The organism is Promicromonospora sp. NPDC059942 (assembly GCF_042731755.1).
In the GTDB taxonomy this organism is placed as follows: Bacteria; Actinomycetota; Actinomycetes; order Actinomycetales; family Cellulomonadaceae; genus Promicromonospora.
In genome coordinates, this window is the sequence record NZ_JBHWLR010000007.1 from 20,512 (window position 1) to 43,411 (window position 22,900).

At 72.8% G+C, this 22,900-nt stretch carries 20 protein-coding genes; 7 read left to right on the forward strand and 13 right to left on the reverse strand.

Annotated elements, in window-relative coordinates; genetic code table 11:
- Nucleotides 1-151: 151 nt before the first annotated feature.
- Nucleotides 152-562, forward strand: a complete 411-nt coding sequence (locus ACFV9Q_RS13005) for a VOC family protein (RefSeq protein WP_377234756.1) — start codon at nucleotides 152-154, stop codon at nucleotides 560-562.
- A 30-nt stretch (nucleotides 563-592) separates the two neighbouring features.
- On the opposite strand, the gene ACFV9Q_RS13010 is transcribed toward ACFV9Q_RS13005, so the two are convergent.
- Nucleotides 593-1,465: an endonuclease/exonuclease/phosphatase family protein gene (locus tag ACFV9Q_RS13010; protein ID WP_377234757.1), complete on the reverse strand. Its 873-nt coding sequence runs from the start codon at nucleotides 1,463-1,465 to the stop codon at nucleotides 593-595.
- Between the two features lie 158 nt (nucleotides 1,466-1,623).
- On the opposite strand from ACFV9Q_RS13010, the gene ACFV9Q_RS13015 reads away from it, so the two are divergent.
- Nucleotides 1,624-3,663 (forward strand): SigE family RNA polymerase sigma factor, encoded by a 2,040-nt coding sequence (locus tag ACFV9Q_RS13015; RefSeq protein ID WP_377234758.1) that lies wholly within the window; start codon nucleotides 1,624-1,626, stop codon nucleotides 3,661-3,663.
- 39 nt (nucleotides 3,664-3,702) lie between these two features.
- Here the strand turns inward: ACFV9Q_RS13015 and ACFV9Q_RS13020 are convergent, their stop codons facing one another.
- Entirely contained in the window at nucleotides 3,703-4,389 is a 687-nt protein-coding gene (locus tag ACFV9Q_RS13020; RefSeq protein WP_377234759.1) for a PAS and ANTAR domain-containing protein, read from the reverse strand.
- 140 nt (nucleotides 4,390-4,529) lie between these two features.
- Between ACFV9Q_RS13020 and ACFV9Q_RS13025 the strand changes: the two genes are divergently transcribed.
- Complete coding sequence (locus tag ACFV9Q_RS13025; protein WP_377229821.1) at nucleotides 4,530-5,390, forward strand: SDR family oxidoreductase; 861 nt, start codon at nucleotides 4,530-4,532, stop codon at nucleotides 5,388-5,390.
- A 28-nt stretch (nucleotides 5,391-5,418) separates the two neighbouring features.
- Here ACFV9Q_RS13025 and ACFV9Q_RS13030 read toward each other — a convergent pair whose 3' ends face one another.
- From ACFV9Q_RS13030 to ACFV9Q_RS13045, 4 genes are all read right to left on the reverse strand, one after another.
- A complete protein-coding gene (locus ACFV9Q_RS13030) occupies nucleotides 5,419-8,064 on the reverse strand; it encodes a PEP/pyruvate-binding domain-containing protein (protein ID WP_377234760.1) in 2,646 nt (881 codons plus the stop codon).
- Nucleotides 8,061-8,873: a TetR/AcrR family transcriptional regulator gene (locus ACFV9Q_RS13035; RefSeq protein ID WP_377234761.1), complete on the reverse strand. Its 813-nt coding sequence runs from the start codon at nucleotides 8,871-8,873 to the stop codon at nucleotides 8,061-8,063. Before ACFV9Q_RS13035 ends, ACFV9Q_RS13030 begins: the two co-directional genes overlap by 4 nt.
- Before the next feature lie 108 nt (nucleotides 8,874-8,981).
- Entirely contained in the window at nucleotides 8,982-10,448 is a 1,467-nt protein-coding gene (locus ACFV9Q_RS13040; RefSeq protein ID WP_377234762.1) for a hypothetical protein, read from the reverse strand.
- 168 nt (nucleotides 10,449-10,616) lie between these two features.
- Nucleotides 10,617-11,777 carry a hypothetical protein gene (locus ACFV9Q_RS13045; protein ID WP_377234763.1) on the reverse strand — a complete coding sequence of 387 codons (1,161 nt, stop codon included), beginning with the start codon at nucleotides 11,775-11,777 and terminating at the stop codon, nucleotides 10,617-10,619.
- A gap of 209 nt (nucleotides 11,778-11,986) precedes the next feature.
- Here ACFV9Q_RS13045 and ACFV9Q_RS13050 point away from each other — a divergent pair, with 209 nt between their 5' ends.
- On the forward strand, nucleotides 11,987-12,505 hold the full coding sequence (locus tag ACFV9Q_RS13050; protein WP_377234764.1) for a SigE family RNA polymerase sigma factor: 519 nt from the start codon (nucleotides 11,987-11,989) through the stop codon (nucleotides 12,503-12,505).
- Entirely contained in the window at nucleotides 12,502-13,284 is a 783-nt protein-coding gene (locus ACFV9Q_RS13055; protein ID WP_377234765.1) for a hypothetical protein, read from the forward strand. Before ACFV9Q_RS13050 ends, ACFV9Q_RS13055 begins: the two co-directional genes overlap by 4 nt.
- Before the next feature lie 53 nt (nucleotides 13,285-13,337).
- On the opposite strand, the gene ACFV9Q_RS13060 is transcribed toward ACFV9Q_RS13055, so the two are convergent.
- The gene (locus ACFV9Q_RS13060) at nucleotides 13,338-14,891 is read right to left on the reverse strand and encodes a hypothetical protein (protein WP_377234766.1); all 1,554 of its coding nucleotides are present in this window, start codon (nucleotides 14,889-14,891) and stop codon (nucleotides 13,338-13,340) included.
- Between the two features lie 151 nt (nucleotides 14,892-15,042).
- Here ACFV9Q_RS13060 and ACFV9Q_RS13065 point away from each other — a divergent pair, with 151 nt between their 5' ends.
- Nucleotides 15,043-15,507, forward strand: coding sequence for a DUF6328 family protein (locus tag ACFV9Q_RS13065; RefSeq protein WP_377234767.1), 465 nt, complete (start codon nucleotides 15,043-15,045; stop codon nucleotides 15,505-15,507).
- Between the two features lie 11 nt (nucleotides 15,508-15,518).
- Here ACFV9Q_RS13065 and ACFV9Q_RS13070 read toward each other — a convergent pair whose 3' ends face one another.
- Complete coding sequence (locus ACFV9Q_RS13070; RefSeq protein ID WP_377234768.1) at nucleotides 15,519-16,688, reverse strand: aminotransferase class I/II-fold pyridoxal phosphate-dependent enzyme; 1,170 nt, start codon at nucleotides 16,686-16,688, stop codon at nucleotides 15,519-15,521.
- Nucleotides 16,689-16,740: 52 nt separating this feature from the next.
- Entirely contained in the window at nucleotides 16,741-18,696 is a 1,956-nt protein-coding gene (locus ACFV9Q_RS13075; protein WP_377234769.1) for a SigE family RNA polymerase sigma factor, read from the reverse strand.
- Nucleotides 18,697-18,812: 116 nt separating this feature from the next.
- Here ACFV9Q_RS13075 and ACFV9Q_RS13080 point away from each other — a divergent pair, with 116 nt between their 5' ends.
- Nucleotides 18,813-19,460, forward strand: coding sequence for a DUF1992 domain-containing protein (locus tag ACFV9Q_RS13080; protein WP_377234770.1), 648 nt, complete (start codon nucleotides 18,813-18,815; stop codon nucleotides 19,458-19,460).
- A 7-nt stretch (nucleotides 19,461-19,467) separates the two neighbouring features.
- On the opposite strand, the gene ACFV9Q_RS13085 is transcribed toward ACFV9Q_RS13080, so the two are convergent.
- The 4 genes from ACFV9Q_RS13085 to ACFV9Q_RS13100 form a co-directional block, all read right to left on the reverse strand.
- A complete protein-coding gene (locus ACFV9Q_RS13085; RefSeq protein WP_377230278.1) occupies nucleotides 19,468-19,761 on the reverse strand; it encodes a hypothetical protein in 294 nt (97 codons plus the stop codon).
- 89 nt (nucleotides 19,762-19,850) lie between these two features.
- The gene (locus ACFV9Q_RS13090) at nucleotides 19,851-21,041 is read right to left on the reverse strand and encodes an alpha/beta hydrolase (protein ID WP_377234771.1); all 1,191 of its coding nucleotides are present in this window, start codon (nucleotides 21,039-21,041) and stop codon (nucleotides 19,851-19,853) included.
- Nucleotides 21,038-21,973: an NAD(P)H-binding protein gene (locus ACFV9Q_RS13095; protein WP_377234772.1), complete on the reverse strand. Its 936-nt coding sequence runs from the start codon at nucleotides 21,971-21,973 to the stop codon at nucleotides 21,038-21,040. The genes ACFV9Q_RS13090 and ACFV9Q_RS13095 overlap by 4 nt, the downstream gene beginning before the upstream one ends.
- A gap of 58 nt (nucleotides 21,974-22,031) precedes the next feature.
- Complete coding sequence (locus ACFV9Q_RS13100) at nucleotides 22,032-22,529, reverse strand: low molecular weight protein-tyrosine-phosphatase (protein ID WP_377234953.1); 498 nt, start codon at nucleotides 22,527-22,529, stop codon at nucleotides 22,032-22,034.
- Between the last annotated feature and the right edge of the window lie 371 nt (nucleotides 22,530-22,900).

Here is a 22,900-nt window from a genome sequence, read left to right on the forward strand (position 1 = left end):
CGGCACGGTTTTCTGTGTTAACCTACCGCGTTTTCGCCGGGGCCGCCGGAGGGGCGACCCCCTTCCACCGCTCCGGGGGGTCGGTTGTCCCCCCCCGGATCCCGCGGAGCGCTGCCGTTGCGGGGCGTGCGGGATGTGGTGCGCTGGGACCATGAAACCGCGCATCCAGCAGGTGGTGCTCGACACCACGAACGCCCGCGCCCTCGCCGAGTTCTACCGCGAGCTGTTCGGGCTCACCTACCGCGCCGGCGACGAGGCCCCGCCGGAGGGCGACCCGGACCCGAACGGCCACGACTGGCTGGTCCTGCACAACGACGACGGCGCCCACCTCGCGTTCCAGCAGGTGTACGACCTGCCGCGCTCGACCTGGCCGGAGTCCGGCATCCCCCAGCAGCTCCACCTCGACACGACGGTGCCGGACGTCGACGCGCTCGCCGAGGCACGCGACCGCGCCCTCGCGCTCGGCGCGACGCTGCTCTACGACCGGTCGGACGACCCCGAGGAGCCCCTCTACGTCTTCGGCGACCCGATGGGCCACCCCTTCTGCGTCTTCGTGGGCTGACGGGTTCGGCCCGACGCCGGACGCACGGCGCTACGCCGTCGGACGGGCGAACGTCACGTCCACGACCAGCGCGCGGTGGTCCGAGACCCCGGTGTCCACGACCCGGCCCTCCACGGAGCCGATGCGCCCGCCCGGGATGTCGCCGTCCGGCCCCGGGGCCACGCCCTCGTCGAGGAGGACGTGGTCGATCTGGAACCGCGGGTCGTGCCGGGGGAACGTGTCGCCCGTCGCGAGGGGACGCCAGCCGGTGCGCTCGGCGGGCACCGATCCCCGCAGGTTGAAGTCGCCCAGCAGGATCAGGGGGCGCCGCAGCCCGACGAGCCGACGGCGCAGGTAGTCCACCTGACGTTCGGCGTGGCGCTCGCCCGGGGTGCCCCGGCGGTAGCCGGCGACGCTCCGCGCCATCCCGCCCGCCCAGCTCACGGCGGAGAACCGGTACACGCTCAGGTGCGTGCACACCACGGTGACCGGGCCCGACGGAGCGTCGACCCGGGCCGCGAGCGCCACCCGCGGCTCGTCGGTGCCGAGCTGTACGCGGCCCCACACCCAGGGCGTCGCGGGCGGCAGCAGCAGGGTGTGCCAGCTCAGGACGGGGAACCGGGACAGCAGCGCGATGCCGTAGCCGGGCGCGCCGGGCCGCTCCGCCCGGCGGGCACGGCGTCGGATGCCGGGGTAGCGGAACGGGCCGGCGAGCGCGGGCCGGAACCGGTGGTCGGCTGCGCCCATCGCGGCCGCGCAGAGTGCCGCCTGGTCCGCTCCCCCGGACCGCACCTGCCCCTGGTCGACCTCCTGGAGCCCCACGACGTCGGCGTCGAGCGCGGCGACGGCCCGGGCGAGGCGGTCGTTGTCGACGCGACCGTCGGGGCCGAGGCCGTGCTGGACGTTGAACGTGGCGATGCGCACGTGTCGATCCTGTCCTCGGCGTGCGGCGGGCGCCACCCCGGCTCGCGGGCGCCACCCCGGCTCGCGGGTGCCATGACCGGACCTTTCTGCGGCGACCGTGCAACCTTTGACCCAGGTCCGCCGTAGTGGGTGGCATGACGCAGGAGAGCGGGACGACCGTGAGCAGCCTTCGGACGGGCGAGCCGGCGGACGACGATACGGCCGGCGACGTGCAGATCTCGGTCGTGCGCTCCCGCGACGCGGGGTTCACCGAGTTCGTCCGGGACTGCGGGCCGTACCTCTACCGGACCGCGTACCTGCTGTGCGGGGACCCGCACCGGGCGGAGGAGCTGGTCCAGTCGACGTTCGAGCGGGTCTACCGCACCTGGGCCAAGGTCAAGCCGGGCACGCAGCGCGCCTACGCGCGCCAGATCCTGGTCAACCTGCGCATCGACGGCTGGCGGCACACCCGCCGCGAGTCGTTCCCGGGCGACGACAAGATCCCCCTCGCGCCGGCGTCGGACCATGCCGGGCACGTGGTGCTGCGCGACGAGCTGGTCCGCGGGCTGGCGCAGCTCCCGGTCAGCCAGCGGCGGGTCGTGGTGCTGCGGCACCTGCTGGACCTGCCCGAGGCGGAGGTCGCCCGGGAGCTCGGCATCGCCGTCGGCACGGTCAAGGCGGCCAACTCGCGCGGGCTCGCCCGGCTGCGGGACCTGCTCGTGGCGCAGACCGAGACGATCGAGCCGGCGGCCTTCGACGAGCAGGCCGTGCTCGACCGGAGCCGGGCAGCGCTGCGCCGGCGCCGGGCCCGGCAGGCGGTCGGGGCCGCGTGCTTGGTCCTCCTGCTGGCGCTCGGGGTCGTCACGCGCGGGCCGGTGCCGCTGCCCGTCGTGGGCCCGGTCGTGCTGCCGGGCGGGGACCTGATCGCGCGCCTGTTCGACGGCGGCCGGGTCGAGCGCACCGACGGGTTCGCGCCGGTGCCGGGTCCGGACCTGGCGGGCAGCACGCCGCTCGCCTGTCCCGAGGAGCTCCCCGGGCCGACGCCGGCCCGGGCACCGGAGGCCGGCGAGAGCGTCGGACCGCTCGTCGATCCCGTCGTGGTCGACGCCGCCGACGCCCGCCCCCTGAGCTGCTACGACGTCGACGTCGAGGCAGTCATGCCCGGCTCCCTCGACGAGGCGGGGGTGCCGGTCACCGCCCGTGGCGTCCCTCTGCCCGAGCCGCACGGGCTCTCCGACTCCGGTGAGATCTGGAACTTCGACACCGCTGAGCTCTACGACGACGATGCCTCGACCGACACCGCGCACATCCAGACGACCGCCGTCACGGTCATGGGTGCGAACTCCTCGGCCACCCTGATGCGGTACCAGGACCACAGGACGTTCCCGACCGGTCTCGCCGTCACCGGCGACCGGGTGGTCTGGAGCGAGTACGCGGCGGCGGAGACGTCGCCGCGCCTGAGCTTTCTCCGGACGCTCATCCGCTCCGGCGGCGGCCTCACCGTCATGGAGGGTTCCCTGACCAGCAGCCAGGACCGCCTGTGGCTGCTGGCCACCACCCAGGACCACGCCCTGTGGACGGCTGGCGTCACGTACGACGACACCCGCCTGTTCACCACCAGGCTCGACGGTGAAGGCACGTCGAGAGAGCTCGCCGCCGGGGTCACCGCGCTCGCCGCGGACGACGACGAGGCGGTCGCCGCCGTCCTGACCCCTGGCTCCGGAGGGACCAGCACGACGTCGATCAGCCTGTTCCACGACCAGGGCGGCGGGGTTCTCACCGGCGACCTGCTCCTGGAGTTCGAGCACGACTCGTCGGCGGAGGTCACCGACATCGCCGTCTCGGACGACGTCATCGCGTGGACGGTGGAGCCGACGGGCGCCGGGTCCGGCCCGGGCAGCCTCTACGTGATCGACCGGGTCGGCGACGACGACAGCGTCGTGCGGCTCGCCGACGGCGCCGTCGACCACCTCCGCACGACGGGCAGCCTGGTCACCTGGACGAGCACGGATACGGCCGACGACCAGCCGACGGGCCGCTCCTACCTGTACCGCGCGACGGCGTCGGCCTCCGGATACGGCGGCCCGGACCTCGCGCGCTTCCCGGGCGAGTCGGTGACGGGGAGCCTGTCCGGCGACCGGACGGCCTGGCTCGAGGACGCGGGTGCGCGCCAGTGGCTCGTCGAGGGCGCCGTCAACCCGACGCTCGACCGCGGCTGACAGGCCGCCCCGTCCCGCCGCGGTCCGACGCGGACCGCGTCAGAGGTCGCCGGGAGCGATCGGGGCGGCCAGGAACGCGTCGATCGCCTCGCGGGTCGGGAACACCGTCACGCCCGGGCCGGAGAACAGGTGCACCAGCGTCAGGGCGATGTCCCGCACGGCGATGTTCGCCGCGTTCGACGCCTCGCGGAGCAGGTCGAAGGCTGCGTCCTCGTCGGCGCCGTAGACCACCATCAGCACGCCCTTGGCCTGCTCGATCACCGCGCGGCGCTCCGCCGACGCCCGGATCGAGGCGGTCGCGTCGCGGGCCGCCGCCTCCCGCTGCGAGTCGGTGACGTCGATGAAGTACCCGAACAGCTCGGTCACCCGGTCGGTCTCCGGATCGCGCCGGCCCTGTCCGGTCACCGCGAGGATCCGGGTCTCCCCCGCGGCGTCGAGGATCCGGTGCACCGAGCTGAAGGGCTGGCCGGTCTCGGCCGCCTCCCGCAGCACGCCGTCCACCCGGGCGCGGTCGTCGGGGTGCTTGTGGGAGAGCATCAGCGGCGTCGTCGGCACGATCTGACCCGGCTCGAAGCCGTGCATCTCGTAGACCTCGTCGGACCACTCCCACTCGCCCGTGGCCAGGTCCAGCCGGTACCGGCCGACCGGGGACGTCTTGCCGCCGGCGAGCACTTGCTCGACGCCGTCCACGATCGCGGGCTCGCCGGGCGTCGGTGCAGAGTTCACGAAACTCCTTGCAGGGTGATGTTCCGGGCCTGGTGGGACCGAGAGTACGGGATGTGCGGCTCGACGAGGCACGGGCTAGCGTGAACGGAGGTCGAGGAAGATCGTGTCGGCCGAGACGTCGCAGGACGATGGAGGACGGCATGAGCCAGCACCAGGCGTTCCCAACACAGCAGCAGAACCCGCCGGGGGCCACCGACCAGATGGTCCCCACCCCCGATCACGGCGAGACCAGCTACGTCGGCAGCGAGAAGCTCCTGGGCCGGAAGGCCCTGGTGACCGGCGGCGACTCGGGCATCGGCCGCGCGGTCGCGATCGCGTTCGCCCGCGAGGGCGCCGACGTCGCCCTGTCCTACCTCCCCGAGGAGGAGCACGACGCGCGGGCGACGGCGGAGTGGGTGCGCGGGGAGGGCCGCCAGTGCGCCCTGCTCCCGGGTGACCTGCGGGACGAGCCGACGGCGCGCGGCGTCGCGCACCGGGCGGCGGGCGAGCTGGGCGGCATCGACGTGCTGGTGAACAACGCCGGGTACCAGATGGCGCGCCGGAAATCGGTCGCGGACGTGACCACCGAGGAGCTCGACCGCGTGCTCAAGACGAACCTGTACGCCCTGTTCTGGGTGACGCAGGCCGCGCTCGGGCACATGGGCGAGGGCGGCTCGATCATCAACAACTCGTCGATCCAGGCCTACCAGCCGTCCACGTCGCTGCTCGACTACGCGGCCACCAAGGCCGCGATCAACAACATCACGGTGAACCTGGCCGCCGAGCTGGGGCCGCGCGGCATCCGCGTGAACGCCGTGGCGCCCGGGCCGATCTGGACGCCGCTGCAGCCGGCCACCCAGCCCGAGGAGAAGATCGAGTCGTTCGGCACGGACACCCCGCTGGGGCGGGCGGGGCAGCCCGCCGAGGTCGCGCCGGCGTTCGTCTTCCTGGCGTCGCCGACCACGGCGTCGTACGTGTCCGGGACGGTGCTCGGCGTGACGGGCGGCAAGCCCGTGTTCTAGGAGCGGTCGGCTCCAGGAGCAGTCCGCTCTAGGAGCGGGCTGCCGGCGTGAGCACCTCGACCGTGCCGCGCTCGCCGTCCACCCGCACCAGGTCGCCCGTGCGCAGCCGCATCGTCGCGTTGCCGCACCCGACCACCGCCGGGATGCCCAGCTCGCGGGCGACGATGGCGGCGTGCGAGAGGGGCGCGCCGACGTCGGTCACCACGGCGGCGGCGCGCGGGAAGAGCGGCGTCCAGCCGACGTTGGTCACCGTGGTGACCAGCACCTCGCCCGGCAGCAGCGCCTCGCCGTCCTCCACCGAGCGCACCACGCGGGCGACGCCCTCGGTCACGCCCGACGCCCCGGGAAAGCCCCGGACCTGGTCGGAGCGTGCGGCCTCGCGGCCGTGCTCGTCGTAGACGTCCGACCGCCGGTCAGGGTCGGCGGCCCACCGCACCGGGTCGAACCGGCCGCGGATCACCGCCGGGTACGCCGGCAGGCTGCGGTACAGGTCGTAGGTGGCGCGGCGCACGGGGACGACGTCGCGCCCGCTCTCCCCGGCGCGCGAACCCGCGCCGGCGCCCGATCCCGCGCCGGCGCGGAGCACGTCGAGCAGCTCGTCGACCGTCAGGTAGAAGACGTCGTCGCCCAGGCCCGTGAGCTCGCCGGCCCGCACCGCGAAGGCGCGCAGCGCCCAGAACGTACGGATCACCTCGGACCGCGCCCGCTCCCGGTCCCGCGCGTTCCGCGCCCACCGGTCGAGCTGGCTGCGCAGGCGCGCGGCCTTGCGCGGCGACAGGCGTTCGAGCCGCTCCCAGACGGCGGCCCGCGCCCGCTCCTGGCGGTCGAGCAGCGCGTCGACGTCGGTCCCGGCCGCCGCCGCGATCTGCCGGTCCAGCCAGGCGGGATCCTCCGCCGGGCGCGGCCGGGAGACCTCGAACTCGTCGACGCACCGGTGCCCGTATCGCGTCACGTACGTCTCGCGGTCGAGCCGCCCGAGGGCCACCTCGCGCAGGTTGACCAGTGTCTCCATGCTGGCCAGGTGCTGTCCGCCGGAGGACAGGCCGGACGTCAGGGTCTCCGTGTCGGCGTCGCCGAGCAGCGCTCGCAGGTCGCGGCGCAGGGTCAGCAGCTTGGTGCCGTCCTGCCGGGCGGCGCCGCGCAGCACGCGCGACGACGCCTCCAGGTAGGGGCCGAGCTCCGTGGTCCAGAAGTCCGCGAGCACGGCCGGGTCCCCGACGTCGGCCGCACGCCGACGCAGGGCGGTGCCGCGCTGCTCGGCGGTAGCCAGGAATCCCGGCACGGCCCGGACGTCGCGCACCAGCGAGGTGAGGTTGCGGCCCACCATCGGCAGGAGCCGCCGGATCAGCTCGCCGCGGCCGATCGGGACCACCGGGATGTCCGGCTGACCCGGGAGCCGCCCGAAGACCTCCCGGTACGCGGCGTCGACCGCCTTGCGCATGCCGAGTGCCTGGGCGACCGTCTCGGTGGTGCTGAGGTTCATGTAGAACCGGCCGCCGATCGTGCCGTACGCGGGGACGCCGATGTCCGTGTCGGCCATCGCGTTCGCCATGAAGATCTGCACGAGCGACCAGGTCAGCGGCGTCATCACGCTGGGCAGCGCCTCGCCCAGGTTCGCGTTGGTCCACAGGAAGTCGCCCAGCAGGCTGTCGTTCCACACCTCCGTGACCGCCACCTGGCCTGCCGCGCCCGTGACGGGGCGCGCCTGGAGGATCGCGGGGGCGCCGTCGTGCAGCGCCCACTCCACGTCCATCGCCACGCCGTACAGCTCCTCGATGCGGACGCCGAGCGCGGCGAGCCGCGCGGCCTGCTCGTCGGTGAGCGCGGGCCCGTCCCGCAGCGCGGCGGGGACCGGCTCGTTCCGGGTCCCGTCGGCGGTCCGCACGGTGCGGACCTCCTTGGTGCTCACCGTGCGCTCGACCGCGCCGCCGACCCGCGCCACCAGGAAGGTGTCCGGCGTGACCTGCCCGCCGACCACGGCCTCGCCCAGCCCCCAGGCCGCGTTGATGAGCACGCGGTCCCGGGACCCGGTCATCGGGTCGACGGTGAACAGGATGCCGGCCGCGTCGGCGTCGACCAGCCGCTGCACCACCACCGCGAGCGTGACCTCGTCAGCGGGGATGCCGTGGCGCGCGCGGTAGCCGATCGCGCGCGCCGTCCACAGGGAGGCCCAGCAGTCCCGGATCGCCCGCAGCAGGGCGTCCTCGCCGCGGACGTTGAGGAACGAGTCCTGCTGGCCGGCGAACGACATGCCCGGTAGGTCCTCGGCCGTGGCGGAGGAGCGGACGGCGACGGCGGGGACGGACTCGTCCGGGCTGCCCGCGGGACTGTCGCCCGTGGCGCGCAGGCTCGCGTACCCGGCCCGGACGGCGTCGGCCACCGCCGCCGGGATCTCCAGGCCGGCGAACACCTCGGCGATCCGGGCCGCCGCGGCCTCGTGGGTCTCGGGGCGGTCGGGGTCCACGTCCTGGGCGGCCGCGACGATCGCCTGCTGCGGCGCTCCGGCTACCGCGGCCCGGTAGGCGTCCGTGGTGACGTGGAAGCCGCCGGGAACCGGCAGGCCGGCCGCGGCCAGGCGGGCGAGGGACGAGCCCTTGCCGCCGGTCACCGCAAGCTCCACCGCCGCGGGATCCGCGAGCGGCAGCGTGAACGAGTGCGTGACCTCTGTGCTCACGACGGGTCTCCTTCTGCTGGCGTGGGGTCTTCCCTGGACGGGAGGTCTTCCTGCGGCAGGTCTTCGTCCGGCGGGAGGTCGTCGCCGAGCGACTCCCGGAGCCTGGCCCGCGCCACCGCGTAGGCCTGGTCGACGAACGCACGGGTGGCGTCCGCGCAGACGGCGCGCGCGGCGTCGGACGGCGGGTGCTCGGCGGCGAACGCTCGCGCGAGCGCGTCGCCGATCAGCTCGCCGGCGCGCTCGTCGGACACGCGGAGGGAGTCGGGCATCATCCGCAGCGAGACGAGCGAGCCGTGCAGCACGGCGGCGACGACGGTGAGGTGGTCCTCCAGGCTGAGGTCCTCGCGCACCAGGCCGTGCTCGCGGAGCGTGGCGAGGTACTCGCCGAACGGGGCCACCATCTCGGGCGTGGTGGTGCTGGTCTTCTTGCGGGCCACGAGCTTGCCCAGCACCGCGGAGTCCTGGACCATCGCGGCCTGCAGCAGCGGACGCCGGTGGAGCTCGTGGGCGAGGAGGCCGAACAGCCCGGGCAGGGTGGCGGCCGACGGGTCCTCGCGGAGCCGACGGCGGACCGCGCCGATCATCTGGGCGCGGTCCCACCGCATCAGGGCGGCGAACAGCTCCTCGCGGCTGCCCCAGTGCAGGTAGATGGTGCCCTTGGCCACCCCGGCGAGCCGGGCGACGTCGTCGATGGTGGTCTTGTCGTAGCCCCAGCGCAGCACCAGCTCGGTCGCGGCGTCGAGGATCCGCTGCGCCCGCTCGAACCTGCGCTGCGCGGTCCCGCGCCGCTGTGAAGTCGTCGCGCCCATGCCTGGTGCCTCCACCCTGGCCTCCGTGAATCCGTGACCAGATTTGTTCATCTGGTCATCTTGGAGGCTAGACCTGGGTCGAGCAGGAGGTCAACCTGCCTTTTGGGGCTACCTGACCGTGATGGTCACGGCGTGCTGGGACGGCGCCTGGAGGGCTGTGCCCGGATACTCGGCGATCCAGCGACCGGAGATGCTCGTGCCGACCTTCGTGGAGTAGGTACCGGCCGAACCCGTCTTCACGGTCTTCTTGTAGACCGGGCCGGCGGAACCGGCGGGGTCGAAGTACAGCTTCACGGGAGTGTTGGGCGAGAGCCGGTTCGCGACCTTCGTGTTGCCGACCAGCTGCACCTTGCGCACGGCGCCGCTCAGGGTGATGGTCTTCGGCCCGGTGAACGTCTTGGCCGACGCCGAGACGGTTGTGCTGCTGGCGCGCTTGACCGTCATGGTGGTGATGGTGGGGTCAGCCAACACGAAGCGCGTCGGGCAGCCGCCGCGGCCGAACAGCGGAACCGCCGTGCAGACGGCGACGTGCTGTGCACCGATCCCGACGTCATACACCCCGGCAGGCATCCACGGGCTGATCCGCACCTCGGCATGATCCGACTGGGACTCCGGGGCGACCGAGCCGTCGGGCAGGACGGTCTGCGGCCAGTGAAGCATCGGGCTGAACCCCGCGCCGTCCGGGTACATGCCCTCGCCCCGCCTGCTCTCGATCGACATGTGGCTCGAGCTTCGCGTCCCACCGAAGCCGACGAATGCCAGGTCGAACCGTGCGGTCACGGAGTGGAGACCGATGACGACGTCGGGGGCGATGACCCGCACGCCGCCCGAGTAGGCACCGACCGCCTTGACTGCCGACCCGGAACGAACAGCGCGGTTGATGACGCGCGTTTCCTGCGTGGCGTCCGCCGGCGTCGACTCCACATACCGGTCGGACTTCGGGACCACGGCCCGCCAGGTGCCGTCCGACGGCGCGACCAGCGTCTTCTCGAAGTATCCCCGGGCGTCTGGCGTCGCCGAACCGCGATACACCCGCGGAGCGGTCCCCTTCGGGTCGAACCAGATCTGGACCGGCTCGTCGACCAATGGCGTCGACCCGGATGATCCGCGCAGCGCGATGCCTGAGACCACAACCTTCTCGCCCGCGGGAACGTTCGGCGGGGTCGTCTGGAAGTCACTGAGCGTGGCGCTCGAGCGCACGAAGAACTCGACCACGTCCGTGCCAGCGACGCGGACCTCCACCGACCCAGCTTCTGTCTCCACATCGACGATCGCGTCGAACGAGACCAGGTAGCGGCCGAGATCCAGAGCGCGCGGAAGTTCGAAGCCAACGGCATCCCACACACCGCCACTGTCGAATTCGAACGGGGTCTCCCGAGCGTAGATCTGCTCGCCCCGCGGATCCATCACGCGGATCCTCGCGCTGGTCAGACTCACGGAGGTCCCGTTGTGGCCCAGCCGGACGGACACGCTCTGGCCGCCGTCGGGCACATAGATCTGTGCCGTGACCTGGACGTCTCCGTTCGAGCCGGTGATTGTTCGGACATTGGCGCCGGCAGATGCGGTACCGATCACCAGCCCTGCGCCCGTCAGGACCAACGCCGACAGGACACCTACTACTCGTCGTACCGACGCGCGCATGAAAAGCCTCTCCACCTGCAAATGAATGTGCTCGGGATCCTGACAGGCCGTTCGGCCCGGAGATCCGGTCCCGGGCCGAGGCCCGGTGATGTCGTGACGCCGCTACTTCACCGTGATCGTCACGGCCCGCTCGGACGGCGCCTGCAGATCGGTGCCCGGGTACTTCGCGATCCACTGGCCCGACCGCGTCGTGCGGTACGTGGTCGTGTAGACGCCCTTCAAGTTGGTCCGCACCGTCTTCTTGTACTGCGGCCCCGTCGCACCGGCCGGATCGAAGTAGAGCTTCACGGGCGTGTTCGGCGACAGCCGGATCGCAGCCTTCGTGTCGCTCACGAGCTGCACCTTGCGCACCGCACCACGCAGCGTGATCGTCTTCGGCCCGGTGAACGACGTCGCCGACGCCGCGATGGTCGTGCTGCTCGCCCGGCGGACGCGCACCGTGGTGACGACGTCCCCCGGCATCTCGACACGCGCCTCCTCGGCGTCCCAGCGGTCCGTCCAGACGGCCATCTCGCCCGTGAACCGCACGTCGTACAGGCCGGCCGGATGCACGGCGGACAGCCGGTAGGCCCGCGTCGCGCTGTAGTTCGTCCGCCACGGGAACTCGCCGCTGCTGTAGTAGACGTCGCCCGCACCGAACCGCCCCTCCGCGCGGCGGTTGGTCATGTACGGCCCGGAGAACTTGAGGTTCCCTGGACGTCCGGCGGTCAGGAGCCCCGCGTCGACGTAGACCGTCTGCGGCTCGATCCGGGTCACGACGTCCTGGACGATCACCCGCGCCTTCGCGGTGTGTCCGTTCTTCGTGCCCGACACCACGACCGACCGGACGGGCTGGGTGACCTTGCGGCTCGTGAACGTCGCGGTGCCCGGACCGATGACCGTGTCCTCGTCCTCGCCCGGCCGGACGATGTCGTAGGTGCCGGAGGTGCTGGGGCGCACCGTCTTGGCGAACCAGCCGTCGGCGTCGGACGTCACGGTCGCGACGGCCTCGCGAGGCGCCGACCCGGCCGGGTCGAAGTAGATCGTCACGGACTCCCCGGCCGCCGGCGCGGACTGACCGTGACCGACGAAGCCGTGTACCTGGACCGGCGAGCCGGCCGGGGCCAGGTCCGGGGCGAGGGCGATGTCGTTGTAGCTGTACGTCGACAGGCCTGCCTCGTCCTCGCCGGTCGGTGCCCCGACCGCCGCCGGCCCGCCCAGCAGGCTCCCGACGAGCGCCAGGCCGAGCACCTGACCGAACGACTTCCGGACACCGATGACCATGGGATACCTCGCGGTGGGGTGGGAGTGTGGCCCGGCAACCGGGAACAGGCTGATCCTGTCAGGCACCGCGACAAATGGTGCGAGTCGACTGAGAATCGCCGGGGTGAACTTTCGGGCGCGCGTCCTCCTTCCGAGACGTGGAACCTTTCCGGCGACGCCCGCGTGGTGGGGGACATGACTACGGAGAGCAGGACCTCGTGCAGGCCGGGGTGAGCGACGACCCACGGGTCCGGGTCAACGTTCCGCGCACCAAGGACCAGGAGTTCACGGCGTTCGTGCACGACGCCGGGGCCTACCTCTACAAGACGGCGCTGCTCCTGTCCGGGGACCCGTATCGCGCGGAGGAGCTCGTCCAGGCGACCTTCGAGCGCACCTACCGGTCCTGGCAGAAGGCTCGCCACGGCGAGCCCCGCGCCTATGCCCGGCGCATCCTGCTCAACCTGCGCATCGACGGTTGGCGGCGCACCCGGGCCGAGGTCGTGTCGGACGTCGTCCCCGGCCGGCCGGTCGCAGGTCCGGCGGAGGACGTCGCCGTCCGCGACGAGGTCGTCCGCGCGCTGTCGCGGCTCCCCCTGACGCAGCGGCGGGTGGTGGTGCTGCGGCACCTGCTCGACCTGACCGAGGAGCAGACGGCCCGTGAGCTCGGGATCGCACTCGGCACCGTCAAGTCAGCCAACGCACGCGGCATCGCCCGCCTGCGCGAGATCTTCGAGGAGGGTGCGCGATGAGCATCGACGACCGGGATGTCGTGGCACGGCTCCGGGCCGGCGCCGACCGGGTCGAGGAGCACGAGTTCGACGCGGGACAGGTGATGGCCGGAAGCCGGCAGGCCCTGCGGCGGCGTCGGACCTGGCAGGCGGCGGGCACCTGCGTGACGGCGGCTGCGGTCGCCTTCTCGCTGGCCCTCGCGGGGCCGGTACCGGTGCCTGGTGTCGGCGACGTGACGCTGCCGGGGAGCCAGCAGGTGCGGGAGCTGTTCGGCCTGGAGGCCGAGTCACCCGCGTGCGTGGTCGAGGACGACCTGACCGTCGAGTGGGGCAGCGCGTCGTCGCGAACGGTGCCCGTCCATGCTGTGGGGCACGTGATCGACGACGGAGCAGCGGTGCTGTCCGCCACCTTCGGGAACGAGAGCCTGCCCACGGCCGAGGTCTCGGCCCGCGAGCGCCTCCTGCCCGACGTCCAGCTGAGGCTGCCGGTCCTCGGCGCCATGCACGGGTTCGACTTCACGGCAGACATTGAGGATGAGCACGACTCGCTGGCCGATGTGGACACCGAGGACCGTGCGGACGGCGCCTACGTCTGGTGGACCGCGCGCGAACTGGGGAGCCTGTCCGGCGTCGCCCGGTGCGGCGGCCTGCCTGTGACCGTCGACGGTGGCACGGCCGCCGAGTTCACCGTCACCTCGTGGGGGGACGCCTCGGGCGGCGTCGTGGACTGCGGGAACCCGCCGGAACGCCCGACCCGGGTGGAACGCGATGCCCTGACCGACTGCGAGTACCTCGACTGACCGGTCCGGGACGGACAGGTCAGCCGAGGCTCCTCGCGGCCGACTGCGGCGGGTCAGCCCACCGTCACCGTCACGGCTGCCTGCGACTTGGCCAGCAGGCTCGTGCCCGCGTACTTGGTGATCCACCGGCCAGAGGAGGCCGCATTGACGGTGGCCGAGTAGGTCCCGTCGGCGCCGGTGGTGAGCTCCTTCTTGAGGACCGCGGGCGACGACCCCGTGGGGTCGAAGTACAGCTTGACCGGCGTGTTCGGCGCCGGCCGGATCGCCGCGCCGCCGCCGCTGACCAGCTGCACCCGCTTCACGTCACCGCTGATCGTGACGTTCCGCGCCGAGGGCACCGACGTCTGCGAGGCGGCGACCGTCGTGGTGGTCGCGCGCTTGACCACGATGGTCGTCACCGTGGGGTCCTCGATGAGCACGTCGTGCGTGCAGTTGCTGGTGCCGCCCTCGAGCCCGTCCCAGTCCGGCGCCGAGCACGCCTTCATGGCGTCCCGGATCCCGATGTCGTAGACGCCGGCCGGCAGCGTCGGGTTGAAGGTGAACGTCACGTGGCTCGTGCCGATGCCGGAGTGCGTCAGCTCCCGCTGCACCCGGTACCCGTCGGGGAAGCTGCCCTCGCCGCGCCGGCTCTCCGCGCTGACCCAGCCGGACGTGCCACCCACGGTGAAGTCGAGGCTGCCGACGTCGACCCGACGCTGCACGGGGGCGAGGCCCAGCACGACGTCGTGCGTCATGAGGTGGTCGCCCGCGGTGAAGCCGCCCTGCGTGGCGCTGACCGTGCCCTGCCGCAGCGTGGTGTCGCGGGCCCGCTCGGCCGAGGTCAGGGTCCACACCGCCTTCGCGCCGGTGTCGGTCATCGGCATCTCCGCGCGCCACTTCCCGGACGCGCCCGGCTGCTGCCGGGTCGTGAAGTAGCCGCGGTCGTCGGTCGTCAGGGTGTCGATGAACACCTCCGGTGCGTCGCCCGTGGGGTCGAAGTACACCTTGACCTCCTGGCCGGTCGCCGGCTCATAGTCGCCGGTCCCGAGGCTCCGGATGTTCGCCGCTCCGGAGAAGGAGACCGTCGAGCCCGCGGGCGCGCTCGCCGGCGAGGTCCAGATCAGGGGGATGTTCCGCTTCGCACGGAAGGGCACCAGCACCGGGTCCGCGGTGCGAATCGGCACCTTGACCACGCCGTCGGTGGTGGTCACGTCGATCTCCGCGGACACCGACACCTCGTAGACGCCGGGCTCGGCGTCGGCCGGCAGCGTGACCTTCGAGGTCCACGTGTTGGCCGTGCCCGACGCCACGAACTGCGCCCCGGTCAGGCTGCGGCCCTCCGGGTCCACCATCGTCATGCGCCCGGAGCGCATGGCCGCGGAGGACCCGTTGTGCGTGATGGACATGGTGCCCGTGATGGACCCGACCACGTCCCCGCCGGGCGGCAGGGAGATCTTGGCGGAGACGACGACGTCGTCCACCCTGTTGGTCACGCGGTCCGCGGTGACGCCCGGCGGCGGTGCCGTGCTCACCTCCGCCGCGAGGCTCGGTGTCGCGGCGACGCCGGTCATCAGCAGTGCGGCCCCGAGCGCCATGCCCAGCGACGCCCGCATCCTCGATCTGTTCAAAGCAGCCCCCTCGTCAGAGGGACGCGGACGCGTCCCGCCCAGCCGCATGTTCTCCCGGCCCACAGGGGCGGGCCACGGGAGGCGGTGATGCGAGGGGGTGAATTTCTCTCACCGGCTCCGCTAAATCGGACGTCAGGTGAGAATGGGGATTATGCAGACCGACGGTAGGCAGGAATCGCAGAACGAACGCGCGGACCGGAACTGGAACGAGCTGCTCCAGGAGCTGCGCGTCATGCAGACCGGCGTGCAGATCCTCACCGGTTTTCTGCTGACCCTGCCCTTCCAGTCGCGGTTCGCCGACCTCGACCGGTATCAGGTCGTCGTCTACCTGGCCCTCGTCGTGGCGGCGGTGGTCGCGACCGCCCTCATCGTGGCGCCCGTCAGCGTGCACCGGGCGCTGTTCCGCAAGCAGATGAAGCGGAACATCGTCACCCTTGCCGACCGCATCACGCGTGCCGCCCTCGCCGCCCTCGCCCTGGTGATCACGGGCGCCTCGCTGCTCGTGTTCGACGTCGTGGTCGGGCGGGCGGCGGGGATCATCGCGGGCGCCGGTGCACTCGTGGTGATGGCGGTCCTGTGGGTGCTGCTCCCCGAGGTGCTGCGCCGGCGGGGCTGAGCCGGCGCTCGTCAGAGCGTCTTGTGCCAGGCCACGATCCGGTCCACCGCGCGCGACACCGTGTCGAGCGACGACGCGAACGACAGCCGCACCCACTCCCCGCCGTGCACGCCGTCGAAGTCGGTGCCGGGCGTGATGGCCACGTCGGCCTCGGCGAGGAGCCGCGCGCAGTAGGTCACCGAGTCGAGCCCGAACGACGCGATGTTCCCGTAGAGGTAGAACGCGCCGTCGGCCGGGGCGACGGGGCGCCAGCCGAGCTCACCGAGCCGCTCCAGGAGCAGCCTGCGGGACGCCGCGTACCGCGCCACGTTCTGTGCCGCCGCCTCGTACCCCTCGGGGGAGAACGCGGCGATGCCGGCGTGCTGCGCGAGCGCGGGCGGCGAGAGCGCCACGTTGCTCGCGAGGGCGTCGACGGGCGCGACCAGCTCGTCCGGCAGCACGAGCCAGCCGAGGCGCCAGCCGGTCATGGCCCAGTACTTCGAGAACGAGTTCACGACGACGGCGCCCTGGTCGACGAACGTGGTCGCCGTCGCCTGCGCCACCTCGTCCGAGTACGCGATGCCGTGGTAGATCTCGTCGCTGATCAGGCGCACGTCGTGGTCGGCGCACCACTCGGCGATCGCCGCCAGCTCGGCCGGCGTGATCATCGTGCCGGTCGGGTTCGCGGGCGAGGCGACCATGACGCCGTCGAGCCCGCCGCCGTAGTAGGCCTCGTTGAGCTGCGAGACCGTGGGCTGGTAGCGCGTCTCGGGGCCGCAGTCGAGCTCCACGACCTCGCAGCCGAGCGCCGACAGGATGTTCTTGTACGCGGGGTAGCCCGGGCGGGCGAGCGCCACCCGGTCGCCGACGTCGAACGACGCGAGGAACGCGAGCACGAACCCACCGCTCGACCCCGTGGTGACGGCGATCCGCGCGGGGTCGACCTCGACGTCGTACCAGCGCCGGTAGTGGCCCGCGATCTCGGCGCGCAGCGCCGGGACGCCCATCGCCTCGGTGTAGCCCAGGTTCCCGTCGCGGAGCAGGGCGATCGCCCGCTCCCGCACCACGTCGGACGCGCCGGTCGACGGCTCCCCCGCACAGAGGTTGAGCACGTCCGCCCCGGTGGCGCGCCGCGCGTTCGCGGCGGCGAGCACCTCCATGACGGCGAACGGGGGCACGTGGGACCGGCGAGAGACCTTCATGCGGCCATCATGGCCCACCGGGGTGTCCGACGGCGGTACGAGCCGCCGAGGTTCACCAGCGCACGCGGGCGAACGTCAGCGAGGCGACGCCGTTCTCCCCGAGACTGGTCCAGGCGATGTGGTCGCCGTCGACCCCGACCGCGGCCTGCTCGCGAGACAGCCGGATGACGCCCGGCGCGCCGTCCCGGTCCACCATCGCGTAGGCCGAGCCGTCCTCCGTCGACCAGGCAACGGTCCCGGCGGACACGTCCAGGGCGGTGACGGGCGAGGTGCCGCGTACCTGGTAGGCCGTCTGTGCGAAGAGGTCCATCAGGTACAGCCGGTCACCGGCAGAGAAGGCGAGCCACCCGACGTCGTACCCGAGCGCGGACACCGGCTCGCCCCCGAGGTCCTCGTCCCGGATCGAGAGGAGCCGGAACGAGTCCATGTCGTCCGGCCCGGAGATCAGCGCAAACTCCGTCGTCGAACCGGGGCCGGCCCCGACACCCGGCTCGCCGGAACGCTCTCGGTACGCGACCAGCAGGGCGTCCGGCGTCGACCCCAGGGCGCAGACCTGCTTCCGGACACTCGTTGGGACCGGCGCGGACCCGTCGAGCGCCACCGTACGGAGCGTCTGGGTACAGCCGGCCCCGGCGACATTCAGCTGGGTGGTCCACCCGAGCAGCGTGTCCGAGAGCGCCACCGTGCCGGCCTCCACGTCCTCCAGCGCCGACGAGTCGCTGACGGTCGTCACGCCCCCGTCCTCGCCCAGGACCCGCAGGGTCCACGGCAACGTCCCGGCGATCTGGGTGTTCGGCGTCTCGAACCAGGCGGCCCGGTCGCCCTGCCGGGCGAGGCTCAGGGCCTGCGGCCAGCGTCCGTCGACCTGCTCGGTCTCGGCCACCTCGACCATGTTGCTCCGTCCCTTGCCGTCCGGCGCCAGAGCCCTCAGGGTGACCGGCCCGCGGATGAGGTCGCCGTCGAGCGCCTCGTACGGGTCGTCCCAGTTGAGGAGGCTCTCGCGCTCGCCCAGGGTCGTGGCGTCCGCCTCGACCCGGGCGGCGGTCGTCCACCGGTGGTCGACGATGACGTCGACGCACCGCTCGACGTCGTGCGCGTCCGCCGTGTCGATCGTCCCGACGAACGTGAGCTCGCCCCAGCCGTCGGACCTGGTGTCGACCGGCGTCGTGGGCGCCTCGTCGTCGGGCCGGGTGCAGGCCGCGGTGTCCGTGTGATCCGAGGGCAGGCCGGAGATCCCCCGGCCCTCGAGCCCGAGCACCTCGCGCAGCCACTCGCTGCCCGGCAGCGCGACGGGCCCCAGGCCCGGCACCCGGACCGGGCCGGCCAGCATGAGGCCGAGGACCAGCACGAACACCCCCGCGACGGTCGCCACGGCCTGGACCGTTCGCCGGCGTCGGACCGCCGCCCGAGCCTGAAGCAGCACCCGGTCGCCGTCCGCCCGGAACTCCGGGACGGCCTCGATCGCCGAGGCACTGAGCAGGGAGCGCAGCCGTGCCAGGCCGCGCGCGTTGGCGGACTTGACCGAACCGAGCGAGATGCCGAGCTCCTCGGCGACCTGCGCCTCGGACAGGTCGAGCAGGTGCCGCAGCACCACGACCCGTCGCTGCCCGAGGGGCAGCGCGCGCAGCGCCCTGCCGAGCTCGTCCCGGACGGCGACGTCGTGCGCGTGGTCAGGAACGGGCGAGAGCGGGATGACGCCGTCGCCTGTCACTGCCGTGCGCCGGTCCTTGCGCCAGCCGTCGATCCGGAGGTTCATCAGGATGCGCCGTGCGTAGGCCCGCGGCTCCCCCAGCCGGGCCTTGGACCAGGCGCGGTACGTCCGCTCGAACGTGGCCTGGACCAGTTCCTCGGCCTGGTCGGCGTCGCCGGACAGGAGGTAGGCCGTCCGGTAGAGGTACGCGCCCGCCGACGTCACGAAGTCCACGAACTCCGCGTCGAGGTCGGGCGCGACCAGGACGTTGGCACGCGCCGGGTCGACGACGGGCTGCTCGGTGGTCTCCGCTCTCATACCGCCCACCACGGGCGAGCGGGCGCAGAGGTTGCCTGGTCCTCGGAGACGACCACGCGACGCATCCGGTCATCATGCCCTTTCGGGCCGCTTGTGAAAGTTGTAACATGCTTGCCATGGCGCCGGGACCGCGCGAGGACGCAGACAACGACCCCCTCCGCCGAGCCGCGCAGTACCGCGTGGGCCGGGAGGCAGCGGCCGAGCGCGCGGAGCAGCCCGGGTCCCCCACGCCTGACGACGGCGACGCCGGCGAGGGCGATGCCAACGAGTCCGAGGGCAAGCGACCCGGCAGCATGTCCGTCGAGGAGCGCTCGCGCTACGTCGACGTGGTGATCGACCAGGCGATGCGCCGCGGCGAGTTCGACAACCTGCCCTTGCACGGCAAGCCGATCCCGGGCATCGGCGGCAAGCACGACCCCGACTGGTGGGTCAAGGGCCTGATCGAGCGCGAGAACATCACCGGCGTCCTGCCGTCGGCCCAGCTCCGCAAGGACGACGCCGAGCTCGACGCCAGGCTCGACCTCGAGGCCATGGAGGAGCGCGTCCGCGAGATCGTGTCGGAGTTCAACGCGCGCGTCGTGGACGCCCGGCGTCAGCTCCAGGGCGGCCCGCCCATCGTCACGCCCACCCGCGACGTGGACGAGCAGGTGCGCAGGTGGCGGGAGCGGCGGGCCGCGCGTCGTGCCGCGGCGTCGGCGCCCGCACCGGCCGCGGCTCGTACGGGGCGGACGCCGGAAGGCCGGCCGTGGTGGAAGTTCTGGTGACTGCGGGTCAGAACCCGTAGGCAGTCACGATGACCACGGCGGTCATCAGCCAGTAGGGCACCGATCCGAGCGCGAACCCCAGACCGGCCGCGATGGCCATGCGGCCCCGGTGCGCGCCGAACCGGCTGGACACCGCTCCCACCGCCATCGTCAGACAGCCCACGATCGTCACGCCCTCGGCGGCACCCTGCGAGATCAGCATCCCGAGGATGAGCGCGACCACCCCGACGACGATCTCGCCGCGCGCGAGGAACGGCCCGCTTCGACGAGCCCGCGGGTGAGTCTCCTGGTGCGTTGTCATGGCGCATCGCCCCTCGTGCCCGACGTCGGTGTGGGCACCTCTTTTCCAGGATCGCACCAGGACCCGTTCTTTGCCAGGGCCCGCCAGGATCAGGCGCGGGGCGCCGGACCGTCGGCCGGTGCGAGCACGTAACCGCGGAACCACCGCGCCGTCTCGCGCCAGACCTGCTCGCGTGCGGGCGCCGCCGACAGGGTCGCGTCGTGCAGGCCGCCGTCGATGCGGACCAGGGTGGTGAGGGAGCCGACGTCGGGCACGCGGCGGGCGATCCCGACCACGTCCAGCACCGAGTCGGTGTGGCGCATCTCCTCGGTCCACCGCGTCGGGATGCTGCTTCGTGCGCTGAGCAGCACGAGGACCGGCACGTCGATGCCCAGGCCGCGTGCGACCTGATCCTGCCCGCGGAAGATCGCGGCCAGCCAGGCGGGGGTGGCGCGCCAGCCGGCGTCGGGCCGCCAGGCGACGTCGTAGTCCCACTCACCGTCGAACCGCGACGAGATCGCGCGGGCGTAGAGGCCGCGGTCCAGGTTGACGAGCTGGCTGCGGGGCACGAGCACGGACTGCACCCGGATGCCGGGCTCCATGAGCTTGCGCCCCGCCTCGCGGGTCTGGAACTCCAGCCACGGTCCGTTCAGCACGAGCCCCGTGACGCGTTCCTGGTGACTCGCCGTCCACAGGCTGAGGATGAGCCCGCCCGTGGAGTGCCCCATGAGCACGAGCTTGCGGTCGGGGCGGTCGTCGACGCCGTGGCCCATGGCCGCGAGCGCCGCCTCGATCTCCTCGTCGTAGGTGGTGAGGCTGCGGACGTACCCCGGGGTCTGGCCCTCGCGCAGGCTGCGCCCGTAGCGCCGTAGGTCGAGCGCGTGGAACCGCACGCCGAGTGACTCCCAGAAGTCGGCGAGGTGGGTCTGGAAGAAGTAGTCGAGCCAGCCGTGCACGTAGAGCACGTCGACGCCGGCGTCGGGTGGTGCGGCGGCGGTCGCGGCCGGTTCCCCGTTCGTGTGCTGCCGTCCGGCGCCGGGCAGGCGCAGCCGCCGTCCGAGCTCCGACAGCTCGTCCCAGAGGCGCGCCACCTGTGGGTTGTCCGCACCGACCCGCAGAATCCCCCGGTGGTGCTCGGTGTCGCCCGGCAGGGCGCGGCGCACCAGGGTGGCCACCACCTCGGGCTCGTCCTCGTCGGGCTCCAGCGGCAGGGTCAGGCGTTCGAAGCCCGGCAGCACGTCGGGCTCCCAGGCCGGCTCCGGTGCCGGCCCGTCGTCCAGACCGGGGGAGAGGCTCGTCATCTGACCGACGGTAACCGGAGGTGCGCCCACTCCGCCGGGTAGTCGTCGAGCCAGACCTCGAACGAGCGCGCCGCACGCCCCGCCAGGTGCCCGACGTCGGGGCTCACGTTCGCGAGCACTCCTGCCTCGATCGCCTGGCACCGGGTGATCCAGTCCTCCACCTCGGTGGCGGTCGACCGGTAGAACTGGGCACGCGCCTGCTCCACGGTCTGGGGCACGTACCGGATGGTGCGGCCGACGGCCGCCGACAGTGTCGCCGCGATCTCGTCGAAGGTCAGCGCCTCGGGGCCGGTCAGGTGGTAGGCCCGGCCCGCGTGCCGGCCCGGGTCCTCGTCGAGGAGGACCGCGGTGGCGACGTCGGCCACGTCGTCGTGCGAGACGGTGGCGACCCGGCCGTGGCCGGCCGGCGCGCGGAGCAGCGCCTGCTGCCCGGAGCCGGACGACTCGTCGTGCACGGCGAAGGTGGGGGTGCGGTGGAACATGCTGGTGCGCAGCATCGTCCACGTGAGGTCGGTGCCCCGCAGGTACTCCTCGGTGAGCCAGTCGTCGCGGGCGCCGGACGCGATCGCGTCCGGCGCTGCACCGATCGACGACACGTAGACCACGTGCCGCACGCCCGCGAGCACCGCGGCGTCGATCGCCGCGCGGTGCCGGGCGAGCCGGCCGGGACGCTCGCGGCCCGGCACGAGGAACACGGCGTCCGCATCGGCGAAACCGCTGGTCAGCGCCCTGGCGTCCGCCTCCGTCGGGATCGCGACGACCTCCGTCTCGGGCAGCGGGGCGCCGTCGGGCAACCGGGGCGCGGCGCCCCTGCCGGCGACCAGCAGGCGCTGGTGACCGCCCGCCGCGGCGACACGGAAGGCGAGCCTGGAACCCAGCCGGCCGTCGGCCCCGGTGAGGACGATCAGCCGGTCCGGCGACGCGGGCGTCATTCCCACACCGTAAACGGCGGACCGCCGACGAGCCGGTCGGGACGGGGTGAAATATGGATCAGGCGCCCGAGGGCACACCCAGCTCCGTCCGGACGTAGTCGACGACACCGTCTGCCGCGGCCTCGATCTCGGCGAGGCACTCCTCGAAGTCCTCGGGACCCCCGTACCAGGGGTCGGCGATGTCGAGCTGCTGCTCGGACAGGCCCTCCGCGGCGGGGTCGAACGACCGGTACATCCGGATCGTCGTGTCGGCCTGCGCGCGGCCCGCGAGGTTCCGCAGGGCCTGCGCGTGACGCGTGGTCATCGCGAGGACCAGGTCCCGCGAGCCGACGTCGTCCCTGGTCACCTGGCGAGCCCGGTGGCCGTCACCGGTGGGGTAGCCGTGCTCGGCGAGGACGGCGCGAGCGCGCCGGTCCACCGGGTTGCCGTGCTCCTCGTCGCTCACGCCGGTCGAGTCGACCACCACGGCGTCGCCCAGGCCGGCGGCCTCGAAGCGGTCGCGCAGGACGATCTCGGCCATCGGGGACCTGCAGATGTTGCCGGTGCAGACGGTCATCACGCGGTAGGCAGTCACGCGCACATTCTCTCGCGCGGCTCTCTCCCGGATGTGTCCGGGCACGGGAAAGCCCGCGGGGCGACATGTGTCAGCCGTGCTGGACGAGGGCGCGGCACCCGCGGGCTCCGGTGGTCGCGAGGAAATCGCCACCAATGTCCCGTTGCGCCTGAGCAGTCGGAGCGGCCCCGTGCTGAGCCACCCCACCGCCGTCGGCGCGAAACGCTTACAGCGTCACGCGACTAGCGCGCGACCACCTCATGGGTCCGATGTGAAATCACTTCTCGGATCACCTCCCTTCTCATGTGCCACAGAACCTACGCCGCCCGGCGACGCATGCACAGGCATTTTCCTCGCGGCGAAATTCGTAGCCC